At 42.0% G+C, this 20,167-nt stretch carries 17 protein-coding genes; 10 read left to right on the forward strand and 7 right to left on the reverse strand.

All coding sequences use genetic code 11. From position 1 onward, the window contains the following. Nucleotides 1-277: 277 nt before the first annotated feature. The 4 genes from AC1DO4_RS10845 to AC1DO4_RS10860 all read right to left on the reverse strand — a co-directional run bounded on the left by AC1DO4_RS10845 (nucleotide 278) and on the right by AC1DO4_RS10860 (nucleotide 5,777). Nucleotides 278-1,213, reverse strand: a complete 936-nt coding sequence (locus tag AC1DO4_RS10845; protein ID WP_477406372.1) for a LysR substrate-binding domain-containing protein — start codon at nucleotides 1,211-1,213, stop codon at nucleotides 278-280. A 297-nt stretch (nucleotides 1,214-1,510) separates the two neighbouring features. Further along, nucleotides 1,511-3,346, reverse strand: coding sequence for a glutamine--fructose-6-phosphate transaminase (isomerizing) (gene glmS, locus AC1DO4_RS10850; protein WP_477406374.1), 1,836 nt, complete (start codon nucleotides 3,344-3,346; stop codon nucleotides 1,511-1,513). A gap of 190 nt (nucleotides 3,347-3,536) precedes the next feature. Then, entirely contained in the window at nucleotides 3,537-4,937 is a 1,401-nt protein-coding gene (locus AC1DO4_RS10855; protein ID WP_477415666.1) for a DUF4270 family protein, read from the reverse strand. A gap of 15 nt (nucleotides 4,938-4,952) precedes the next feature. Then, nucleotides 4,953-5,777, reverse strand: coding sequence for a glycogen/starch synthase (locus AC1DO4_RS10860; RefSeq protein ID WP_477415667.1), 825 nt, complete (start codon nucleotides 5,775-5,777; stop codon nucleotides 4,953-4,955). A 154-nt stretch (nucleotides 5,778-5,931) separates the two neighbouring features. On the opposite strand from AC1DO4_RS10860, the gene panC reads away from it, so the two are divergent. Both panC and panD read left to right on the forward strand, forming a co-directional pair. Then, entirely contained in the window at nucleotides 5,932-6,759 is an 828-nt protein-coding gene (gene panC, locus AC1DO4_RS10865; protein ID WP_477415669.1) for a pantoate--beta-alanine ligase, read from the forward strand. Between the two features lie 134 nt (nucleotides 6,760-6,893). Further along, nucleotides 6,894-7,244: an aspartate 1-decarboxylase gene (gene panD, locus AC1DO4_RS10870; RefSeq protein ID WP_477415671.1), complete on the forward strand. Its 351-nt coding sequence runs from the start codon at nucleotides 6,894-6,896 to the stop codon at nucleotides 7,242-7,244. A gap of 50 nt (nucleotides 7,245-7,294) precedes the next feature. On the opposite strand, the gene AC1DO4_RS10875 is transcribed toward panD, so the two are convergent. After that, nucleotides 7,295-7,825, reverse strand: coding sequence for a hypothetical protein (locus AC1DO4_RS10875; protein ID WP_477415673.1), 531 nt, complete (start codon nucleotides 7,823-7,825; stop codon nucleotides 7,295-7,297). A gap of 399 nt (nucleotides 7,826-8,224) precedes the next feature. Between AC1DO4_RS10875 and carB the strand changes: the two genes are divergently transcribed. Beyond that, complete coding sequence (carB, locus tag AC1DO4_RS10880) at nucleotides 8,225-11,041, forward strand: carbamoyl-phosphate synthase large subunit (protein ID WP_477403282.1); 2,817 nt, start codon at nucleotides 8,225-8,227, stop codon at nucleotides 11,039-11,041. A 96-nt stretch (nucleotides 11,042-11,137) separates the two neighbouring features. Continuing rightward, nucleotides 11,138-11,830 carry a hypothetical protein gene (locus AC1DO4_RS10885; protein ID WP_477415675.1) on the forward strand — a complete coding sequence of 231 codons (693 nt, stop codon included), beginning with the start codon at nucleotides 11,138-11,140 and terminating at the stop codon, nucleotides 11,828-11,830. Between the two features lie 28 nt (nucleotides 11,831-11,858). Here AC1DO4_RS10885 and AC1DO4_RS10890 read toward each other — a convergent pair whose 3' ends face one another. Continuing rightward, nucleotides 11,859-12,323 (reverse strand): DUF4920 domain-containing protein, encoded by a 465-nt coding sequence (locus AC1DO4_RS10890; protein WP_477415677.1) that lies wholly within the window; start codon nucleotides 12,321-12,323, stop codon nucleotides 11,859-11,861. Between the two features lie 258 nt (nucleotides 12,324-12,581). On the opposite strand from AC1DO4_RS10890, the gene AC1DO4_RS10895 reads away from it, so the two are divergent. Then, nucleotides 12,582-13,952, forward strand: a complete 1,371-nt coding sequence (locus tag AC1DO4_RS10895; RefSeq protein ID WP_477415680.1) for an NHL repeat-containing protein — start codon at nucleotides 12,582-12,584, stop codon at nucleotides 13,950-13,952. A 126-nt stretch (nucleotides 13,953-14,078) separates the two neighbouring features. On the opposite strand, the gene radA is transcribed toward AC1DO4_RS10895, so the two are convergent. Next, nucleotides 14,079-15,536, reverse strand: coding sequence for a DNA repair protein RadA (gene radA / locus AC1DO4_RS10900; protein ID WP_477415682.1), 1,458 nt, complete (start codon nucleotides 15,534-15,536; stop codon nucleotides 14,079-14,081). Between the two features lie 271 nt (nucleotides 15,537-15,807). Between radA and AC1DO4_RS10905 the strand changes: the two genes are divergently transcribed. The 5 genes from AC1DO4_RS10905 to AC1DO4_RS10925 all read left to right on the forward strand — a co-directional run bounded on the left by AC1DO4_RS10905 (nucleotide 15,808) and on the right by AC1DO4_RS10925 (nucleotide 20,160). Then, nucleotides 15,808-16,905 carry an SGNH/GDSL hydrolase family protein gene (locus tag AC1DO4_RS10905; RefSeq protein WP_477415684.1) on the forward strand — a complete coding sequence of 366 codons (1,098 nt, stop codon included), beginning with the start codon at nucleotides 15,808-15,810 and terminating at the stop codon, nucleotides 16,903-16,905. A gap of 328 nt (nucleotides 16,906-17,233) precedes the next feature. Further along, nucleotides 17,234-17,704 carry a carboxymuconolactone decarboxylase family protein gene (locus AC1DO4_RS10910; RefSeq protein WP_477415686.1) on the forward strand — a complete coding sequence of 157 codons (471 nt, stop codon included), beginning with the start codon at nucleotides 17,234-17,236 and terminating at the stop codon, nucleotides 17,702-17,704. 57 nt (nucleotides 17,705-17,761) lie between these two features. Beyond that, nucleotides 17,762-18,100: a YciI family protein gene (locus AC1DO4_RS10915; protein ID WP_477415688.1), complete on the forward strand. Its 339-nt coding sequence runs from the start codon at nucleotides 17,762-17,764 to the stop codon at nucleotides 18,098-18,100. Between the two features lie 102 nt (nucleotides 18,101-18,202). Next, complete coding sequence (locus AC1DO4_RS10920; RefSeq protein WP_477415690.1) at nucleotides 18,203-19,471, forward strand: RNA polymerase sigma factor; 1,269 nt, start codon at nucleotides 18,203-18,205, stop codon at nucleotides 19,469-19,471. Between the two features lie 242 nt (nucleotides 19,472-19,713). Beyond that, nucleotides 19,714-20,160: a DUF1569 domain-containing protein gene (locus AC1DO4_RS10925; RefSeq protein WP_477415692.1), complete on the forward strand. Its 447-nt coding sequence runs from the start codon at nucleotides 19,714-19,716 to the stop codon at nucleotides 20,158-20,160. Nucleotides 20,161-20,167 lie beyond the last annotated feature (7 nt).

The following is a 20,167-nucleotide window of genomic DNA, read 5'->3' on the forward strand; positions in this document are numbered from 1 at the left end:
TTTAGAAAGATTATAAATAAGATGCAAAAAAGTATCAGGTAGTTAGTAGCAAGTAGCAAGACTTAGAAATATAGGATGGCATATAAACGAACTTTGGGCAGTAGTTATATAAGAGCAGAATGCACAAAAGCAAGAAGGTAATGATTGGGTTATCAATAATATCGGATCGATACTTAATATAACAGTATAATTGGGCAATGGATTTTTAGAGAAAGAACTACATTGCCCAATATCATTTTCCATCTGCATATTTTCACATCTGAAATTTGCAATTCTATTATATATCCATCAATTCCTTCTTCTTTTTACTTTTCATTCGTTTGGGTACAAATTCAAGTATTTCGTTTTTAAGGGCTTCTATCATGCGGCGTTTTAAAAAATTACGCTGTATTACTATGCTCACTTCGCGGGCCGGTTCGGGCGATTTAAAATAACGCACCTTATCCAATTGCTTATCGGTAAGTTCGGCCAGGGCAAGTTCGGGTAATATGGTGGCACCATTATTCTGGTCAACCATACGTTTAAGGGTTTCAACGCTGCCCGTATTATATTCAAAATGCTGAAATCCTTTGGTAGCCTTACGGCGCTGACAGATGTTTAAAACCTGCTCGCGCATGCAATGGCCTTCGTTCAGGATCCAGATCTCTTCCATATCGATATCATCCGGTGTGATGCTTTTCTTTTTGGAGAGTTTGCTGTGTTTGGATACATAGGCCACAAAGTTTTCGTAAAAAACGGGGATCTCTGTTAAATTGTTTTCGTGCAGCGGGGTAGATAATATGCCGCAATCAATCATACCCAACTTTAGTTGCTGAACTATTTCTTCGGTGGTTTGCTCCCACACAATAAGTTTTACCTGCGGATATTTCTCTATAAAACCATGAATTATTTTTGGTAATATATATGGTGATACAGTAGGAATGATACCAACCCTTAATTCTCCCGATAGCTCCTTCTGCCTGTCGGTGATGATCTCCTTGATCTTCTCACTTTCGGATAGCATGATGCGTGCCTGGGTAATTATTTCGATGCCTATTTCAGTTGGGGTTACGGGTTGCTTACTGCGGTCAAATAGCTTAACGCCGAGTGTGTCTTCCAGTTTTTGCACCTGCATGCTTAGGGTTGGCTGGGTAACAAAACATTTCTCGGCGGCTAATACAAAACTCCTGTAAGTATCAACTGCTACAATATATTCAAGCTGTGTAATTGTCATATAGATAAATCCTATACAAACATAGCAATTATTGGTTTTCTCTATTAACTTATTATTGCAAAGTTTAAAATAAGAAAACAATCGATATGGATGCGAATAAAAAAGCAGACCACTGCCTCGCGCAAACATTATGCGGAAAATAAAAACTCACAAACTCAATATATAGTTAGATTTGAGATGTTAGATATGAGATTTGAGATGCCTTGCAAAAGGTATCTTTTTCGTTAAACAAAAATGAGATTTGAAACGCCTGTGAAGCTGTCTCAAATCTCATATCTAACATCTCCTATCTAATTCCTACTCCACGGTAACAGATTTTGCCAGATTCCTTGGCTGATCAACATTACAGCCGCGCATTACAGCAATGTGGTAAGCCAATAACTGCAGTGGTATTGTTGCTATCAGGGGGACAAAAGCTTCGTTGGTTTGCGGGATCTCAATCACATAATCGGCCATGGCTTTAACCTCGGTATCACCTTCGGTAACTATGGCAATTACATGGCCCTTACGAGCTTTTACCTCTTGTATATTGCTGATTACTTTTTCGTATGATGAACTCTGTGTAGCAATTACAACAACAGGCATATCATCGTCAATTAAAGCGATAGGGCCGTGTTTCATTTCTGCAGCCGGATAACCCTCGGCATGTATGTAGGAGATCTCCTTAAGCTTCAAAGCGCCCTCCAACGCAACCGGGAACGAGCTTCCTCTGCCCAGGAACAGGCAATTGGTTGAATCCTTAAACTTGGCCGCAATTTTAATAACATGGTCATTGCATTTTAAAGCTTGCTCAACCAGTTGTGGTATTTCATTAAGTTCGGTTAAATATTCAACCAGTTTGCTTTGGGTTATCGTTCCACGTTGCTGTGCTATGTAAAAAGCTATCAGCGTTAAAACACTTACCTGCGCGGTAAATGCTTTGGTTGATGCTACGCCTATCTCGGGCCCGGCGTGGGTATAAACCCCTGCATGCGTAATCCGAGGTATAGATGCACCAACCACATTGCAAATGCCAAAAATAGTAGCCCCCTTTTCTTTGGCTAATTCAATGGCAGCCATGGTATCGGCGGTTTCGCCGGATTGTGATATGGCTATAACCAGGTCCTTCTCTGTAATGATGGGGTTACGGTACCTAAACTCCGATGCGTATTCAACCTCCACAGGCACACGGGCGTACTCTTCTATCAGGTACTCTCCCACCAAACCGGCATGCCATGAGGTACCACAGGCAATAATAATAATCCTGTCTACATTCTTTAGCTTTTCGGTATATTCCTTTATCCCGCCTAATTGTACCTTGCCCTGCTGCGGATAAATACGTCCGCGTAAACAATCGCGGATAGACCGTGGCTGTTCGTAAATCTCTTTTAGCATAAAATGCTCGTAGCCTCCTTTTTCCAGCATTTCCAACTTCAGGTCGAGTTCCTGGATATATGGGGTTTGTACCGAGTTATCGATATTTTTTATCAGCAGGTTGTCACGGTTAATGTAAGCAATCTCATTATCATTTAAATAGATCACATTTTTGGTGTACTCCACAATAGGCGTTGCATCAGATGCTATAAAATATTCGCCTTTACCAACACCAATTACCATAGGGCTCCCCTTTCGGGCTGCTATCAGCTGATCCGGCTCATCGGCGCTCATGATCACAATAGCATAAGCCCCAATAACCTTGTTCAGGGCGACCCTAACAGCCTCGCGCAGATCAAGGCCTGTTTGCTCTATAATGTCTTCTATCAGGTGAATTAAAACCTCGGTATCGGTATCGCTTTTAAAAACATGGCCTTTTGCCGTAAGTGTTTCTTTAATGATGCCATAGTTTTCGATAATACCATTGTGGATAATGGTGAGCTTACGGTTGCCTGATGAGTGTGGGTGAGAGTTACGATCACTTGGAGCACCATGTGTGGCCCAGCGGGTATGGCCCATGCCTGCCGTTCCTTTAAGATCAATATCCTTAACAAACTTCTCAAGGTCATCAACCTTTCCTGCCTTTTTGTAAACTTTAAGTTCTTTATCGAACAATGCGATGCCCGCGCTATCATATCCCCGGTATTCTAAACGATGAAGCCCTTTTATAATAATGGGATATGCATCCCTATAGCCTATATAACCAACAATTCCGCACATGGTAAATTTTATAAAATGTAAATGGAGCAAAAATAATCAGCTATATAACATACTTCATAGCTAATTATTTTAATTATTTACGAATAGTGCAAGGTTTTTACTTACTTAAAAATTAATTTTAAGAAGTGCTGTTGGCTTAAATAAAAAAATCCCCTAAGCGGGGATTCTTTTTATTTACCTTAAGGATTTTTTACTTAGGAATCTTAGTATAAATGATATTTAACTTAATGCGGTAAGGCGAACTTTTATCGTTACCAATTAGTATAGCACGCGCTGCGGTTTGCACACTTGGAGTAATACCTGTTGCGCCAGTTGTTGAATTAACTTCTGTAGTATCTATAGGCGCTATATAAGTTCCATAGTCAACAGTTTTTTTACGTATCAGGTCCTGAACATAACCGGTAATCACAAACCGGTAAGCTTTTACAGGCTCTTTGGTTGTTCTGCCATAATAACCTCCAAATATACCAGCCTGGTAACGGGCATCTCCTGCTGATGCATCCTGTATCAGTATGCGCTGCTTAGCAATATCCAGTTGATACATGGTCAACTTAGGAAAAGGCGCGTACGGTATTCCTGAGCCCTGTACCGGTGTTATAACCAGTTCTGCACGGTTTAACACAATTGAATCGGGATTAAGCTTGCTTAGCCCCGGGAATGACACCTTACTGCGTAAGCCTCCCAAACCTTGCAAATAGAAGGTGGCTTGTGTAGTTGTTGCCTTTTTAGCATTGTTTATTGTTGCATTATAGGTATGTATTATTTCGGCGGCATGTATCGGGAACGTTAAGGATACGCTCGCCGTATCCGTTGTGGTATCTTTTACGGCCTTATAAAAAACATCTAAATGTGATGAAGCAGTAGCCAATTTTAGCTGTAATGTACCACCTGCATTTGATGCCTGCGCTCTTTCAATAGTAAGGTATAAGCCTTTCACCGCATTTTGAAAAGCCGCATCTGATGATAATTGCGTGCCGCTTGCATTAAACAAGTTATCGTAAATAAACTTTTTGCTGAATGCAACACGCAGTTGAGGGGCTACCCTTTGTACCGTATCAATAGTATCCTGGCGTACCCTGGTAATTGTTAAACTATCATGCGTGTTAGCTGTAAATGTTTTGGTTGCTAAAACAGTTGCCTCATTTTCCCAATGCTTGTTGCTATAATAAGTTTGGTTAAGCGGTTTCTCTTTTAGCTGGTACACATTAATTTTATAACGTGTAGCTACAGAATCGCCATAAAAACCATCGGCATAACCCAGCACCAATACAGCCGAATCAATAGTAAGTGTACCTGCGGGCACGGTATAGGGCGAGGTTGGTAAAATCATACCAAGGGCAATATTTGATTTAACTGTACCAAAAGCAGGGTCAACAAACTCGCCAAGCGGTGTTTTTGTAAGGGCAGATGTAATTACAGCTGATGAGTCTTCACCAACAGTATTAATAATCACATTGGTATCAACCAGTAAGGTTCCACTTATCTGATTTGATGTATCAACCCCTAAACCAATACCATCCTGGCGCTTACAGCTATTCAAAATAAAAAGACTTATTAACAGGGTCAATAAGTCTAATCGGAAAAATTTCATATATAATATTAAGTATTATGCAACATGCACCAATTCGTCGTTGGTAATTTCGTCGTAAAAATTGTAATAATTTTCGAAATCTACGGTAGAATCAAATTCTAAAACCGATTTATTGCTGTTTTTAACATTATTTAACACATCTGCATCAATATTCTCGCTGCCCAAAACAATACCATCGGAGTATTGAATTGCACCTGCATAAAGTGCAGAATTTGTACCTTCCTTATAAGCATCTACGTGCTCTTCGGTCATGTTGCTCATGATTGCTTTTTGTGCAAAGTCAGCAGCCATTTTTTCCTTGAAGTCATTTTCGTAGATCGAATAAATGATCTTTGAATTTTTAAAAGTTGGATCGTCTTTGTAAGTAGTTTTTAAATAAGCGGGAACCAAAGCGCTTAACCACCCATGGCAATGGATGATGTCAGGAGCCCAGCCTAATTTTTTTACAGTTTCCAGTGCACCTTTGCAAAAGAAAATCATTCGTTCATCATTGTCGGCGTAAAATTTACCGTCCTTATCACCAAACACATGTTTACGCTGAAAATATTCTTCATTGTCTAAAAAATATACCTGCATACGTGCTGCCGGGATAGATGCTACTTTAATTATCAGCGGGTTATCATTATCGTTGATAATAATATTCATACCAGATAAACGGATAACTTCATGAAGTCTGTTCCTGCGTTCATTAATATTGCCAAAACGGGGCATAAGAATACGAATCTCGTAACCCTTCTCCTGCATTGCCTGCGGGAGTTGTCTTGTTATTTCAGCAATTTTTGTGAGTTCAAGGAAAGGAGACATTTCATGAGTTATAAACAATAGCTTAGATTTACCCATCACTTAATCAGTATTAAAAATATGTAAAGAAGTCAAAAATTTGAGTTTGCAAATGTAATCATTATTATATAAACTGCCAACGAATTATGCAAGTAACTTTTGGTATTTTTTGCAAAAAAACACACCTTTGCCAAATTTTGTAATTTAAATTGCATTGAAGATATTTACCACCAGGCAAGAGTTAACGCAATACATTACCCATAAAGCAGGCGAAACCATTGGTTTCGTTCCCACTATGGGCGCGCTTCACAAAGGCCATATATCATTAGTTAAACAAGCACAACAAATTAGCACCAAGGTTGTTTGCAGCATTTTTGTTAACCCTACGCAATTTAATGACCCCAAAGATCTTGAAAAGTATCCCCGCCCAATAGCTGCAGATATTGCAATGCTGGAGCAGACTGGCTGCGATATTTTGTTTAATCCTGCTGTGAGCGAGATTTATGATGATAATGAGAAATGGCATTTAGATATTGGCGACATGGAACATTTGCTGGAGGGCAAATTCAGGCCCGGGCATTACCAGGGGGTTATGCAGGTTGTAAATAAGCTGTTTAATATTGTTAAACCCGACATCGCCTTTTTTGGGCAGAAGGATTACCAGCAATTTATGGTGATTAGCAAAATGGTTGAATTGCTAAACATGCCGGTTAAATTGGTGATGTGCCCAATACAGCGTGAAACCGATGGATTGGCCATGAGCTCCAGAAACATTCATTTAACTGATTACGACAGGCAGCATGCGCTCATTTTATCTAAAGCTCTTAGCTGGGTTAAGGCAAATTTTAATGCCGGCAATATTGCGCAGTTACAACAGCAGGCCGAACAGATGGTGGGCAGCGAGCCTGGAATCGGGCTGGAATATTTTGAAATTGTTGATGGCGATACCCTGACGCCGGCTACCGCTGATACTAAAAAGATAGTTGCCCTTGTAGCTGCCCGCGCCGGCAAAACAAGATTGATAGATAATATGTTGATTTAATTAGTCCATGGTCGATAGTCCTTGCACCATAGATGAATTGGGTTGCGTATTGCTAAAAGGCCGGGACTAATCATTTTACAATCTATGGACTATCGACCATCGTCTGTGGATTAAATTATTTATAACTTTGTGCCATGATTATTGAGATATTAAAGTCCAAAATTCACAGGGTGAAGGTAACGCAGGCAGAGCTGAATTATGTGGGCAGCATTACAATTGACGAGGCTCTGATTGAGGCGGCTAATATTATACCGAACGAAAAAGTCCAGATTGTAAATAATAACAACGGCGCCCGCTTTGAAACCTATGTGATAAAAGGCGAACGGGGCAGCGGTACAGTTTGCTTAAATGGTGCCACCGCCAGGCTTGCCCAGGTAGGCGATGTGGTGATCATCATGTCATACGCATATATGGAAACCGATGAAGCCCGTGCTTATGAACCAATATTGGTATTTCCTGATGCTGATAATAAGCTTATCAAATAAATCTGGGCCCTTTAATATCCCTGCTGTTTTTGCTTTAACCGGGTTTTGACTTAGCGTTCACGTACCTCGGATCCAATACCAAGCGATACTTTCAAATTGACATCAACATTGGCACCTTTACGCAGCAAATAAACCATCCTTACACGCACACTCGGTTCGCGGACCAAATCATCCAAAAAGTGCGAATTATCAATATCAAGCACAATACTGTTACCTACATTAGGGGTGATATCCTTACGCACAGCCACTAAAACCTCTTCGCTGCCATCGGCTTTTGCCATATAGACCCTCAATGATTCTATGTTGCCGATATTATAATCAGATGGGTCTTTGGATTGTAACTTAGCCGATATGATACGCACCTCGCTTATCCGGTTTGCATTATTGCCATCTTTTGTAAAATCCTGGTCAAAACTGTTTGCTATACTTATAGCTGTATGAGGCTCACCCACCGTTACCGATGCCGGAATTACCAGGTTGGCTGTATAAGGAAATGTAGATTTCACTATAGACTGCAACATACCGCAACTCCCTAAAAACAAGGCTATCGTAATCAGAATAAGAAAATGTTTCTTTTTCATAATAATTCAGGTGTTATGTTTAACTACAATTACCCGTTGAATAAGTTTGTAACGCAAATAGTATAATAAAACTCCAGATAAATCAACTTAAAGCAGTAAAAAATCAAATTAAATTTAACATTCTGGTTTGATAATTCAACGTGTTGCTTAAATAATAATTGGTATTGGTTTATACGGATGGGCGCGCATTTGGGTATATTAAATGTAAAGTTTTTTTTGCCAAAAAGCAGCCGGATAAATATTATAAAAAATAGTCTTTAAAAGTTTAACAAAACTCTATCTTTGCACCCCGACACTGAGGTCGGGATTTCTCGCCTTCAGTGCATAGGAAAAATCGTTTATGGGCCTTTTAAAAGCCTTTAACTTTTGACTTAGAACTTTTGACTTAAAAAAAGCCCTATGCCCAAAGATAATTCCATCAAATCCGTTCTCATTATTGGCTCTGGCCCCATCATTATTGGCCAGGCCTGCGAATTTGATTACGCCGGCTCGCAAGCTGCCCTTTCCCTAAAAGAAGAAGGTATTACCGTTTCTATCATCAATAGCAATCCTGCTACTATCATGACGGACAAGGTTATTGGTGATCATGTTTACCTGCTGCCACTTACCTGTGCAAGTATTGAACAGATACTTACCGAACAAAAAATTGACGCCGTACTGCCTACTATGGGCGGCCAAACTGCGCTAAACCTTTGTATTGAGGCTGCCGAACGCGGAATTTGGGAAAAATACGGTGTAAAAATTGTAGGTGTGGATATAGCCGCAATTGAAAAAACCGAGAACCGCGAAGCTTTCCGTCAATTAATGGTTGATATAGGCGTGGGGGTGGCTAAATCAAAAATCGCTAACTCCTTTTTGGAAGGCAAAGAAGCTGCACAGGATATCGGTTTCCCGCTGGTTATCCGTCCAAGCTATACGCTGGGTGGTAAAGGAGCAGGTTTTGTGCACAAAAAAGAGGATTTTGATGCCGCTTTAAGCAAAGGCTTACAGGCATCTCCTACCCACGAGGTTTTGGTTGAACAGGCTGTAATAGGCTGGAAAGAATACGAGCTTGAGCTGCTGCGCGATAACAATGATAACGTTATCATCATCTGTTCTATTGAGAATTTTGATCCGATGGGGATCCACACAGGCGATTCGATAACCGTAGCCCCGGCCATGACCCTGAGCGACCGCTGTTACCAGGATATGCGCAACCAGGCCATCCGTATGATGCGCGCCATTGGCAATTTTGCCGGCGGCTGTAACGTACAGTTTTCGGTTAACCCTGCCGATGAATCTATCATCGCCATTGAAATTAACCCACGCGTTTCGCGCTCATCTGCCCTGGCATCAAAAGCAACGGGTTATCCAATTGCTAAAATTGCTGCCAAACTGGCCATAGGTTATAATCTTGACGAAATAGAAAACCAGATCACTAAAACAACTTCGGCTTATTTTGAGCCTACTTTGGATTATGTGATCGTAAAAATACCACGCTGGAACTTTGATAAGTTTAAAGGCGCCAACCGTGAGCTTGGCCTGCAAATGAAATCAGTAGGCGAGGTAATGGGCATTGGACGCAGCTTTATTGAAGCGCTGCAAAAGGCCTGCCAGAGTTTAGAGATCGGACGGGCCGGTTTAGGTGCCGATGGCCGTCAAAGCCGCAACCTGGATGAGATCATGCACAGCCTGGAGCATCCAAGCTGGGACAGGTTGTTCCATATTTACGATGCGCTGAGCTTAGGCGTTCCTATCGAATCGGTACGTAAAGTTACCAAGATCGACCGCTGGTTCCTGAACCAGATCATGGATGTTGTTAATTTAGAGAATGAACTGCGCCGCTATTCACTGAACAACATTCCAGAGGAATTCCTGTTCACACTTAAGCAAAAAGGTTTCTCGGATACACAGATAGCTTACATACTTGGAAACGTAACGGAAGAAGATGTTTACCAACGCCGCAAATCCCTGGGGATTAAGCGTGTTTATAAAATGGTTGATACCTGCGCTGCCGAATTTCCTGCACAAACCCCCTACTATTATTCCACTTACGAAGGCGAGAACGAATCCATATCATCTGATAAAAAGAAGATCATCGTATTAGGATCGGGCCCTAACCGTATTGGCCAGGGTATTGAATTTGATTACAGCTGCGTGCATGGTTTGTTAGCCGCAAAAGAATCGGGTTTTGAGGCCATCATGATCAACTGTAATCCCGAAACAGTATCTACCGACTTTAACATGGCCGATAAGCTGTATTTTGAGCCGGTTTACTGGGAGCATGTTCGCGAGATCATTGAACTTGAAAAACCATACGGTGTTATAGTTCAGCTGGGCGGGCAAACCGCTTTAAAAATGGCCGAAAAAATGCACGAGCACGGTATCAGGATCATAGGCACTTCATTTAATGATATGGATGTAGCCGAAGACCGCGGTCGTTTCTCAGACTTGCTGAAAGAACTTGAGATCCCTTATCCTAAATATGGTGTTGCCGAAAGCGCCGAAGAAGCTCTTGAAGTTGCCCACCATGTAGGTTACCCGGTATTGGTTCGCCCAAGCTACGTTTTAGGCGGACAGGGCATGAGTATTGTTATTAACGACGAGGACCTGGAAAAGGCTGTGGTAAGCTTATTACGCAACTTGCCTGGTAACCGTGTGCTGATAGATCACTTCCTTGACCGTGCGGCAGAAGCCGAGTCGGACTCGATAAGCGATGGCGATGATGTACACATCATTGGTTTGATGGAACATATAGAGCCTGCGGGAATCCACTCCGGCGATTCATTTGCCGTATTGCCACCTTTTGACCTTTCTGATCATGTGATTAGCCTGATGGAGGAATATACGATTAAAATTGCCAAAGCATTAAATGTGCGCGGTTTGCTGAATATCCAGTTTGCTGTTAAAAACGATAATGTATATGTAATTGAAGCTAACCCGCGTGCCTCACGTACGGTTCCTTTTATAGCTAAGGCTTATGATGTACCATACATCAACATAGCCGCCAAAGTAATGCTTGGAGCTAATAAACTGAAGGACTTTACCATTGAGCGCAAGCTATGGGGTTATGCCATCAAAGAACCTGTGTTCTCCTTTGATAAATTCCCGGAAGTAAACAAAGAATTAGGTCCCGAAATGAAATCAACAGGCGAGGCTATCCGCTTTATACCCAACCTGCAGGATCCCTATTTCAGGCATTTGTACAAAGAGAAATCAATGTACCTGAGCAGGTAAGAAAGCATTAACTCACAACACCATTAATGGCTTATAACATTTTCCTGTGACCCTTTGGGTTACAGGAAAAATATGGTTAAATTTAGTTGCTATAGTTTGAAAGTTAATTTGAATAATAACCAGGCATTCAACCTTAATAACGTTGACCCTGAGGATTTAGATGACGTTCTTGTAAAAATTGAAAGATCATTTAATATCAGTTTAGAAGATACATCTTTTAAAGATGTTAAAACCTTTGGCAAGCTTTGCGATGTTGTAATTGAAAAAGTAAAGCAAACCAATAACGAAAGCTGTACCACACAGCAGGCATTCTATAAAATCAGGAATGCTATTAATTCAACCATTGCGGCCCCTAAAGAGCTTGTAAAACCCCAAACCAAACTGGAGGATATTTTTCCCCGCGATAACCGTATTGTAGTTATAACCGAGATTGAAAAGGAAATAGGCTTTCAGCTTAACCTGCTACAGCCCAAGCAAGGTATAATAACCGCGTTTGCACTTATACTTTTAGCATCATTAACCGGTTTCTTTTTTCAGCCTGTAATGGCTACTTTAGGGCTTATCGTGGCTATATCAGGGTTCGCACTTGCCGGCAGGTTTGGCAAAGAGCTAAAAGTAAAAACACTTGGCGACCTGGCCGAAAAAGTAGCAAGGGAGCATTACCTTAAATGCAGGCGCAATGCCGCTACCGTTAACAGGGCCGAAATATCACAAAAACTAAAGAAACTGTTTACTTCCGAATTGTACCTGGAGCCATCAGTATTGAGCCGGGAAGCAAGGTTTAACTAAAAATAGAATGGGGTAATTGGTAAAAGGGCTATTTAACTATCATTAGCCCCTTTACCTCAAGGGTTAACCTTCTCTTAGGATCTGTTTTTACCTTATGCTGCTTTTTACCGGTAACAGTATCTCCGGCAAGGTGCTGCAGATCGTCAGCAATAAATAGTTTTTGGGCTACGCCTTCAATAATCACCATGCGCCCCACTATAGCTTTTGGAATAGTAATGTTATAATTTTTAAAGTGAGCGGCAATTATTTTGCCATTGCCTGCATCTATTTCAAACCAGCCCCCTTTTTCTTTGGTCACCTTTATAACCTTGCCTGCTATTGTTGTGCTAATGCGCGTCTTCTTCCCCATAAACGCTTCTGTTTTACCGGCAGCTATCAGCGTAGTAGAATCAGGCTTTTGCCCGTATACCATACCATGTGGTAGTGGTGCACGCAACTGGGCAAACACCATGGTTACGCAAAATACCGGAGCTATTAACAGGAGCAATTTCATAATATAGTTATTGGTGTACAACAACATAAAATGCAAAATGTTGCCTGCCCCGGTTTATTGAATATTACTTGTTACGTTTTAATATAACTAAGCGTATATGTTCACTATAAACTCATTTAGTATGTTCAATTTGCGGGTATTATTTACTTAAATGTTAATGTATGTTAAAATGCCTTCATAAAATAGTAAGCTATAGCAAGTTGTTTATTTTTACTGCTGATAATGCACCCTTGCTTAATTAATTCACATAATTTCCCAATGAACAAAACCCCTACCAAATTAATCCTGTTTGTGGCAATCCTTTTTGCTTTTGCCGGTACAGGATGTCTTAAAGGCAACGATTCAACCGGCTCGGTTCCGGTTATAACCACAACCGATGTAGTTAAGGATGCCGCCGATACAAGCGCCCACAGCGGCGGATTAATTACCGAAGCCCCTACAAATTCTATTACTTATTACGGTGTTTGCTGGAGCTCAACAAATTCAACACCAACTATTGCCGATTCAAAAACCCAGGATTCTGTTATCCTTTTTAGCTTCGTAAGTAAATTTAAGGGCCTAAAAATCAATACCAAATATTATATACGGGCTTATGCAACTAACGCTGTTGGTACAGGTTATGGAAACGTAATTACGTTTACAACCGCCGACAATCTTTCTGCAAAGGTTGGAACAGTGAGTACCCTTGCAGGCAACGCTTCGTCAGGGTTTGCTGATGGTAGCGGTACCAGCGCTTCTTTTTATAGCCCACAGGGTATTGCTATGGGTATTGACGGTAATATGTATGTTGCAGATGCACTTAACAGTGCCATCAGGAAAGTTACAACCGGCGGAGCTGTAAATACGCTCACCGGCAACGGAACTATTGGTTATGTTGACGGTTCATTGGCCGATGCGCGTTTTTATGCTCCACAGGGCCTGGTTTCTGATGCTTTGGGCAATATGTATGTTGCCGATTTCAGCAATAACCTTATCCGTAAAATTACCCCTGCAGGTGTGGTAAGTACCCTGGCCGGCAGCGGATCAGCAGGCGATGATAACGGCACCGGAACCGCTGCCTCATTTAATAATCCGCGTGGTTTGATTATTGATGGCGCCGGCAATCTTTATATGGCCGACAGAGGCAATAACCTTATTCGTAAGGTTGTTATATCAACAGGAGCGGTAACCACCTTTGCGGGTAATAAAGTAGCCGGGTACCAGGATCATACAACTGCTGTCGATGCCGAATTTAATAAACCTTCGGGCATTGCAATTGATGGCTCTGGCAATATTTATGTGGCCGACGCCCTGAATTATTCGGTGCGTAAAATTACAAGCGCCGGCATTGTTACTACTTATTTAGGCAATACAAGGCATAAAGTAATTGGTTCTCCATCATCACTTGCATTTGATGCCAAAGGCAATTTATTCATTACCGACCAAACCGGCAGAATATTTGAAGTTACTGCAGATAAAGTGTTATTACCATTAGCTGGCCTAAGTGCAACCGCCGGCTTCGCCGAAGGTGCCGGAACAAGCGCGTTATTTTCTTCGCCGCAAGGCGTAGTTGCTGATGCAAGCGGTAATATTTACGTAACTGACTCGGGCAATAACCGTATTCGTAAAATAGTATTACCATCGCTATAAGCTAAAAGCTGAAAGCAAAAGGCTTAAAGCCATAGCCATATTTCAACAAAAGCTCAGGGACAACCTTGAGCTTTTGTTTTACTACCTAACTGGCTTTAAGCTTTTAGCCTTATGCTTTAAGCTCCTCTACCCAAACAACTGGCCAAATACTTCCTCTATGCTGCTTACTATCTTGATATCGATATCGTAGCGCGATAGATCCATTCGTTTTTTATCCTGCCCGCCGGATGGAAGGTTGTATTTAGAGATAAATATCTGGTTAAAGCCCAGCTTTTGTGCTTCGGCAATGCGTTGCTCTACCCGGTTAACCGCCCTGATCTCGCCCGAGAGGCCAATCTCACCGGCAAAACAGGTTTTAAACGGTACCGGCATATCCTCATGCGATGATATAATGGCTGCTGCCAAACCCAGGTCGATAGCCGGGTCTTCTACCCTGATGCCCCCTGTAATATTCAGGAACACATCTTTAGCCGCCAGCCTGAATCCACAGCGTTTTTCCAACACGGCCAATAACATACTCATCCGTTTGGTATCAAAGCCCGTAGCGGTACGCTGAGGGGTTCCATAGGCCGATGTACTTACCAATGCCTGGGTCTCTATCAGCATAGGGCGCATGCCCTCCAAAGTGGCTGATATGGTGATGCCGCTCAATGGTTCATCCCGGTGGGATAATAGTATTTCGGAGGGATTGGATACCTCCCTTAGTCCCTCGCCAAGCATTTCATAGATACCCAGCTCGGATGATGAGCCGAAACGGTTTTTTATAGTGCGGAGGATACGGTAAACATGGTGCCTGTCGCCCTCAAACTGCAATACGGTATCAACCATGTGTTCCAGTATTTTCGGACCTGCTATCATGCCATCTTTAGTAATGTGGCCTATCAGGAATACCGGGGTGGAGGTTTCTTTAGCAAAGCGAAGCATTTCGGCAGTGCATTCCCGTACCTGCGATACGCTCCCCGGTGTTGATTCAATGTGTGATGAATGCAGGGTCTGGATGGAGTCGATCACCACCAGATCGGGCTCCAACGACTCTATCTGTTTAAATATGTTTTGGGTTGATGTTTCACAAAGCACGTAGCAAGCCCCCCCGCTGGAGTTAGCCAGTAGCGCGTCATTCTGTATTGCTCCCCCTTCAGGGGGTTGGGGGGCTACCAACCTTTCCGCCCGCATCTTAATCTGTCTTTCGCTTTCCTCGCCCGATACATACAGCACTTTCAGGTTAGGCATGTTGAGGGCCAGCTGCAGCATCAGGGTTGATTTGCCTATGCCAGGCTCACCGCCTATCAGTACTAATGATCCTGCAACTATACCGCCTCCCAAAACGCGGTTAAACTCTTTGTCGGGAGTAAGCATACGGTGTTCTTCGCTGAAGGTGATATCAGCAACCTGCACAGGCTTGTTGGCCCTTTGCTGGGTATTTGAGGTAACCTTCCAGGTAGGTACGGCATTGCCGGTATTGCCTTTGTCTATAATCTCCTCCACAAAGGTGTTCCACTGCTGGCACGAGGGGCATTTGCCCAGCCACTTGGCCGATTCGAAGCCGCAGCTTTGGCAGAAATATGCGAATTTAGTTTTAGCCATGTTTTCGGATGTGCAGATTACAGATTTTGGATGTGCAGATGATGCATGTTTGGGTCATATCCACAAATATGCAGATAAAGTTTATATCGTGCTAATTTAATTAGTAAAATATAGGCATTCGCTTTTTATGAGTATGTGTGTAGTAAACAGCTTCTCAAATCCTTCGCGCAATTTGCGGCATAATATTTTTATAGCATTTTATACTTATTAATTGAACAAATTTGGATTCTATCAAAACATAGCCAATATTGGCGCTCGCAACGTTACGTTTATGAAAGGCAGATTAGTTATAGCACTTATTTTATTTGTATCAGTTGCCGGGCAGGCTTATGGAAGTATCAAAGGCGCAGATACCATATTTGCTGAAAATTTAAAACCTGTTGGACGGACGATCATCAACAGCCGGCATAATTTAGAATTAATTACTTCTGCCGCGCATTTTGGCTTTAGCTTTACCGGCACTGCCTGCGCTGTATACGGAACCATTGCCACAGCCAACCAACACAACTATCTTCAGTATGAGATGGACGGCGTATATCAAAAACGGATAAGGGTGGAAGGGGGCTCTGCTGAGCCTGTTATTATTAAAGCCAGTAGCCCCGGCAAACATACGGTATGGATTTATAAGGCCACAGAGGCACATACAGGCGCTTTAATTATCTCAAAAATAGCTGCACCCGGCATTAAAAATTTGAAAATACCAAAGCTGCCTTTAATTGAATTTATTGGCAACAGCATTACCTGCGGCGCTGCAGCCGACGACTCGGAGATACCTTGCGGAACCGGTGAATACCATGATCATCATAACGCGTACATGGCTTACGGGCCAAGGGTAAGCCGGGAGCTAAAGGCCAATTTTATTTTATCAAGTGTAAGCGGCATCGGTATTTACCGTACATGGAACAGAGATAACCCTTCGATGCCGCAGGTATATGAAAATGTTGATTTCCAGGTGAACAATACGCAAAAATGGGATTTTAGTACTTATAGTCCTAAAATTGTGAGCATTGCTTTAGGAACAAATGATATGAGTAAAGGCGATGGCACGCCGCGGGCGGCTTTTGATACACTGCGGTTTGTTACCGACTACGTAAAATTTGTGCAGCTGGTAAAATCCAAATATCCTAAGGCTCAAATAGCATTGCTTAGCAGCCCGATGATAAAAGATACATCTGCCGGTATTTTACAACGATGCCTGGTTAACGTAAAAAAACAAATCGATACCATTTATCCTCATGATAAACCGGTGGCCACGTTCTTTTTTAAACCGATGGAGGCGCATGGCTGTTCGGGTCACCCAAGCGTGGCCGATCACCAGGTACTGGCCGAAGAACTTAAACCGTTTTTTGGCAGATTGTTGAAAGATTAGTCCCCTGCTCCCTTAAGGGGAGCTATCAATAGAGATCCTTCGTTTCTTAGGACAAACCTTTCAAAACATTATTTCCCGTTAAAAATTTCGCGAAATTTTATCTTTCAGCTTGCGAGTCCTTTTAGCAACATCATTCCCCGCCAGCGATAGCTTGGAGCCATTATTACCCTGGGTATCATCCTGCCGGTGGTTTTCATTTCGTACACGCAATGGAAAACAAGATGGACGTGACCAGGTTTAATAAAAAAAATAAAAATATTTTTCCGGGCATGTCCAATTAGCATATACTCAGTCATTATTGGGGTATAAATCAATAATTAAAAACAAAATGGAACAACGAATTAATGTTTTTGAAAAAGGCCAGGGTGCAATGAAAGCTATGTACAGCCTGGGAGCATACCTTGCTAAATCGCCGATTGAACAATCACTTTTAAATTTAATTTATTTCAGGGTATCACAAGTTAACGGCTGTGCGTATTGCCTTGATATGCATTCCAAAGATCTGCGCGCAAGCGGCGAAACCGAAGAACGCCTGTATGTTTTAAATGCATGGCGCGAAGCTGCTTTTTATACCGACCGTGAACGGGCCGCGCTTGCCTGGGCCGAAGCGCTTACCAAAATTGCAGGCGGGGCCGTACCTGATGCGATCTATACCGCAGCGCGGGAACAATTTACCGAAGAAGAACTGATTGACCTTACTATGGCGGTTATCACCATTAACAGCTACAACCGCATTAACCTGGCTTTCCCCAACCCAGCGGCAGTTGGAACGTACAAAGTTGGCGCATATGCTCATTAATAATTAATTTGTGACGCAAAACCAGGATAAATCATATATTCATTAACAAATATAAAAATGAAAGATTTCGCATTATTATTTAGACAACCCAGCTATGATTACAGCAAAGCATCACCCGAAGAGATGCAGCGCATTGGTAAAAAATGGGCCGACTGGGTTGGAGGTATAGCAGCACAGGGGAAATTAGCTAACAATGGCATTCGCCTTGCTATAGATGGCAAAGTGCTTAAAGCCGGTGGCGTTGTAACTGATGGTCCTTTTGTTGAGATCAGGGAGATGCTGGGCAGTTTTGTTGTGGTTAAAGCAGATAGTTTGGAAGATGCTACAACACTGGCCCACGGCTGCCCGGCGCTGGATGCCGGAGGCAGTGTGGAGATAAGGCCTGTTTTTGGATAGGTTTTAAGACCTGCTTATAAGGCAAATATTGTTCACTTTAGGGTCAGACTTACGAAGTTTTTCAAACTTCGTAAGTCTTTTCGCTATTAAATAAGCACGTCATTGAGGCTGGATATACCTAAGGTAAAGGATAAAATGGAGCACGGCGATTTAAAACATTTATTTCAGCAGGAATTTTCAAAAATGGTTGCTGTTATCAGCAAAGTTTTCGGCTTGCAGCATATCGAAATAGCAGAAGATATTGTAAGCGAAACCTTTTTATCAGCAACCGAAACGTGGGGAGTTAAGGGTGTGCCTAAAAACCCTACCGCGTGGCTTTACACCGTAGCCAAACAAAAAACGCTGTATCATTTTAGGCGCAACAAGATCTTTGAAAATAAAGTGATTCCCGAACTTGAAATACGGCAGGACAAAGATGTGGAGATTGCTGATTTAAATTTTTCGATGCAGAATATCAGGGACAGTCAACTGCAGATGCTTTTTGCCATATGCACCCCGGCAATTGCCAGCGAGGCGCAAATTGGACTGGCGCTGCGCATACTTTGCGGCTTTGGCATTGATGAAATAGCCGAGGCGTTTTTATCAAATAAAGAAACCATCAACAAAAGGCTATACCGTGCAAAAGAAAAACTAAGGACCGAAAAAGTAACCATGGAGCTGCCGCCAGAACATGAAATACCCAATCGGCTTAATAATGTATTGCATATTATTTACCTGCTTTTCAGCGAGGGCTATTATTCCAAAACCCAAAACCAAATTTTGCGAAAAGACTTGTGTTTTGAAGCCTTGCGCCTGGCTGTAATGCTTACCGAATATAAAGGCACCAACATCCCCAAAACAAATGCCCTGCTGGCGCTCATGTGTTTTCATGCCTCGCGTTTTGGCGCCAGGCAAACTGATGGTGATGATTTTGTTTTATATGAGCAGCAAAATGAAGATTTATGGGATGCAGCCCTGGTTAACCGGGGAAGGCATTTTTTAGATCTTTCGGCTCAGGGAAACGAATTGAGTTCGTATCATTTAGAAGCAAAAATTGCGTCCTGGCATTGCATAAAAGAAGATACTAAAGAAAAATGGGAAGATATTTTGCAACTATATAACCAATTGTTGCTGGTTAACTATTCGCCAGGCGTTGCGCTTAACCGTACTTTTGCCTTATACAAGGCCAATGGCTGGCAGGCCGCATTAGCCGAGGCCGAAAAACTAAAGCTGGAAAGCAATCATTTTTACTTTGTACTGCTTGGCGAGCTTTACAGCAACGTTGATCATGAAACAGCAAAACTTCACTTTAAAAAAGCTTTTGCCTTAGCCAAAACGCATACCGAGAAACAAAGCATCCAAAAGAAAATTGATACATTAATGATCTTTTAAAAAGTTTTGCCGGTGTTGTTGCTAAGGGTTAGGGGATATTGACATTCAGCCATTGTATTATCTCATAGCACACAGGCTTGCAATAAAGGCTTGCCTGGGGCGCTTCTCAATCTTATTTTTGTCGCATTTAACCCCTGTATTTGTCATAGCTTAACCTATCTTTATTACTGTTTAACACGTAATTTTGATTGATAGCCGGAAGCAAAATTAATTGACCTGAATTTTTAAATTATTTGAGCCAGATGAAAACCATATTTGACCAAACAACCAGGAATGAATTGATTAACAGGATCAGCACGCTTAATGAAACCAGCACAGCCCAATGGGGTAAAATGAATGTTTACCAGATGCTGAAACATTGTACCCTGTATGAAGAAATGATGTTAGGTAAACAAAAATATGAACGGGCGTTTTTGGGCCGTTTGTTTGGTAGAATGGCTTTGCCGGATTTTGTAAAAGATGAAACGCCGATAAAGCGAAATCTACCTACCCTTATACAACTTAAGGTAAAAGAGCCCAGTGGCAATGTAACAGCTGAAAGGAAGAAATGGATGGCCCTGCTGGAAGAATACGCTCATCTTTCAAACAATGAAGTTATTCACTCTTTTTTTGGTAAACTCACTAAAGAGCAGGTTGGGTATTTAGTTTATAAGCATACCGATCATCATTTAAGACAATTTGGCGGTTAGGTTATGG

Source organism: Mucilaginibacter sp. P5_A6, assembly GCF_056400585.1.

Coding starts and splice junctions, on each gene's coding strand:
- AC1DO4_RS10855 (WP_477415666.1), bottom strand. CDS start 4,937: ATGAAATTTTTCCGATTAGACTTATTGACCCTGTTAATAAGTCTTTTT.
- AC1DO4_RS10925 (WP_477415692.1), top strand. CDS start 19,714: ATGAAAACCATATTTGACCAAACAACCAGGAATGAATTGATTAACAGG.
- AC1DO4_RS10875 (WP_477415673.1), bottom strand. CDS start 7,825: ATGAAAAAGAAACATTTTCTTATTCTGATTACGATAGCCTTGTTTTTA.
- carB (WP_477403282.1), top strand. CDS start 8,225: ATGCCCAAAGATAATTCCATCAAATCCGTTCTCATTATTGGCTCTGGC.
- glmS (WP_477406374.1), bottom strand. CDS start 3,346: ATGTGCGGAATTGTTGGTTATATAGGCTATAGGGATGCATATCCCATT.
- AC1DO4_RS10905 (WP_477415684.1), top strand. CDS start 15,808: ATGAAAGGCAGATTAGTTATAGCACTTATTTTATTTGTATCAGTTGCC.
- AC1DO4_RS10915 (WP_477415688.1), top strand. CDS start 17,762: ATGAAAGATTTCGCATTATTATTTAGACAACCCAGCTATGATTACAGC.
- AC1DO4_RS10845 (WP_477406372.1), bottom strand. CDS start 1,213: ATGACAATTACACAGCTTGAATATATTGTAGCAGTTGATACTTACAGG.
- AC1DO4_RS10860 (WP_477415667.1), bottom strand. CDS start 5,777: ATGGGTAAATCTAAGCTATTGTTTATAACTCATGAAATGTCTCCTTTC.
- radA (WP_477415682.1), bottom strand. CDS start 15,536: ATGGCTAAAACTAAATTCGCATATTTCTGCCAAAGCTGCGGCTTCGAA.
- AC1DO4_RS10890 (WP_477415677.1), bottom strand. CDS start 12,323: ATGAAATTGCTCCTGTTAATAGCTCCGGTATTTTGCGTAACCATGGTG.
- AC1DO4_RS10895 (WP_477415680.1), top strand. CDS start 12,582: ATGAACAAAACCCCTACCAAATTAATCCTGTTTGTGGCAATCCTTTTT.
- AC1DO4_RS10910 (WP_477415686.1), top strand. CDS start 17,234: ATGGAACAACGAATTAATGTTTTTGAAAAAGGCCAGGGTGCAATGAAA.
- panD (WP_477415671.1), top strand. CDS start 6,894: ATGATTATTGAGATATTAAAGTCCAAAATTCACAGGGTGAAGGTAACG.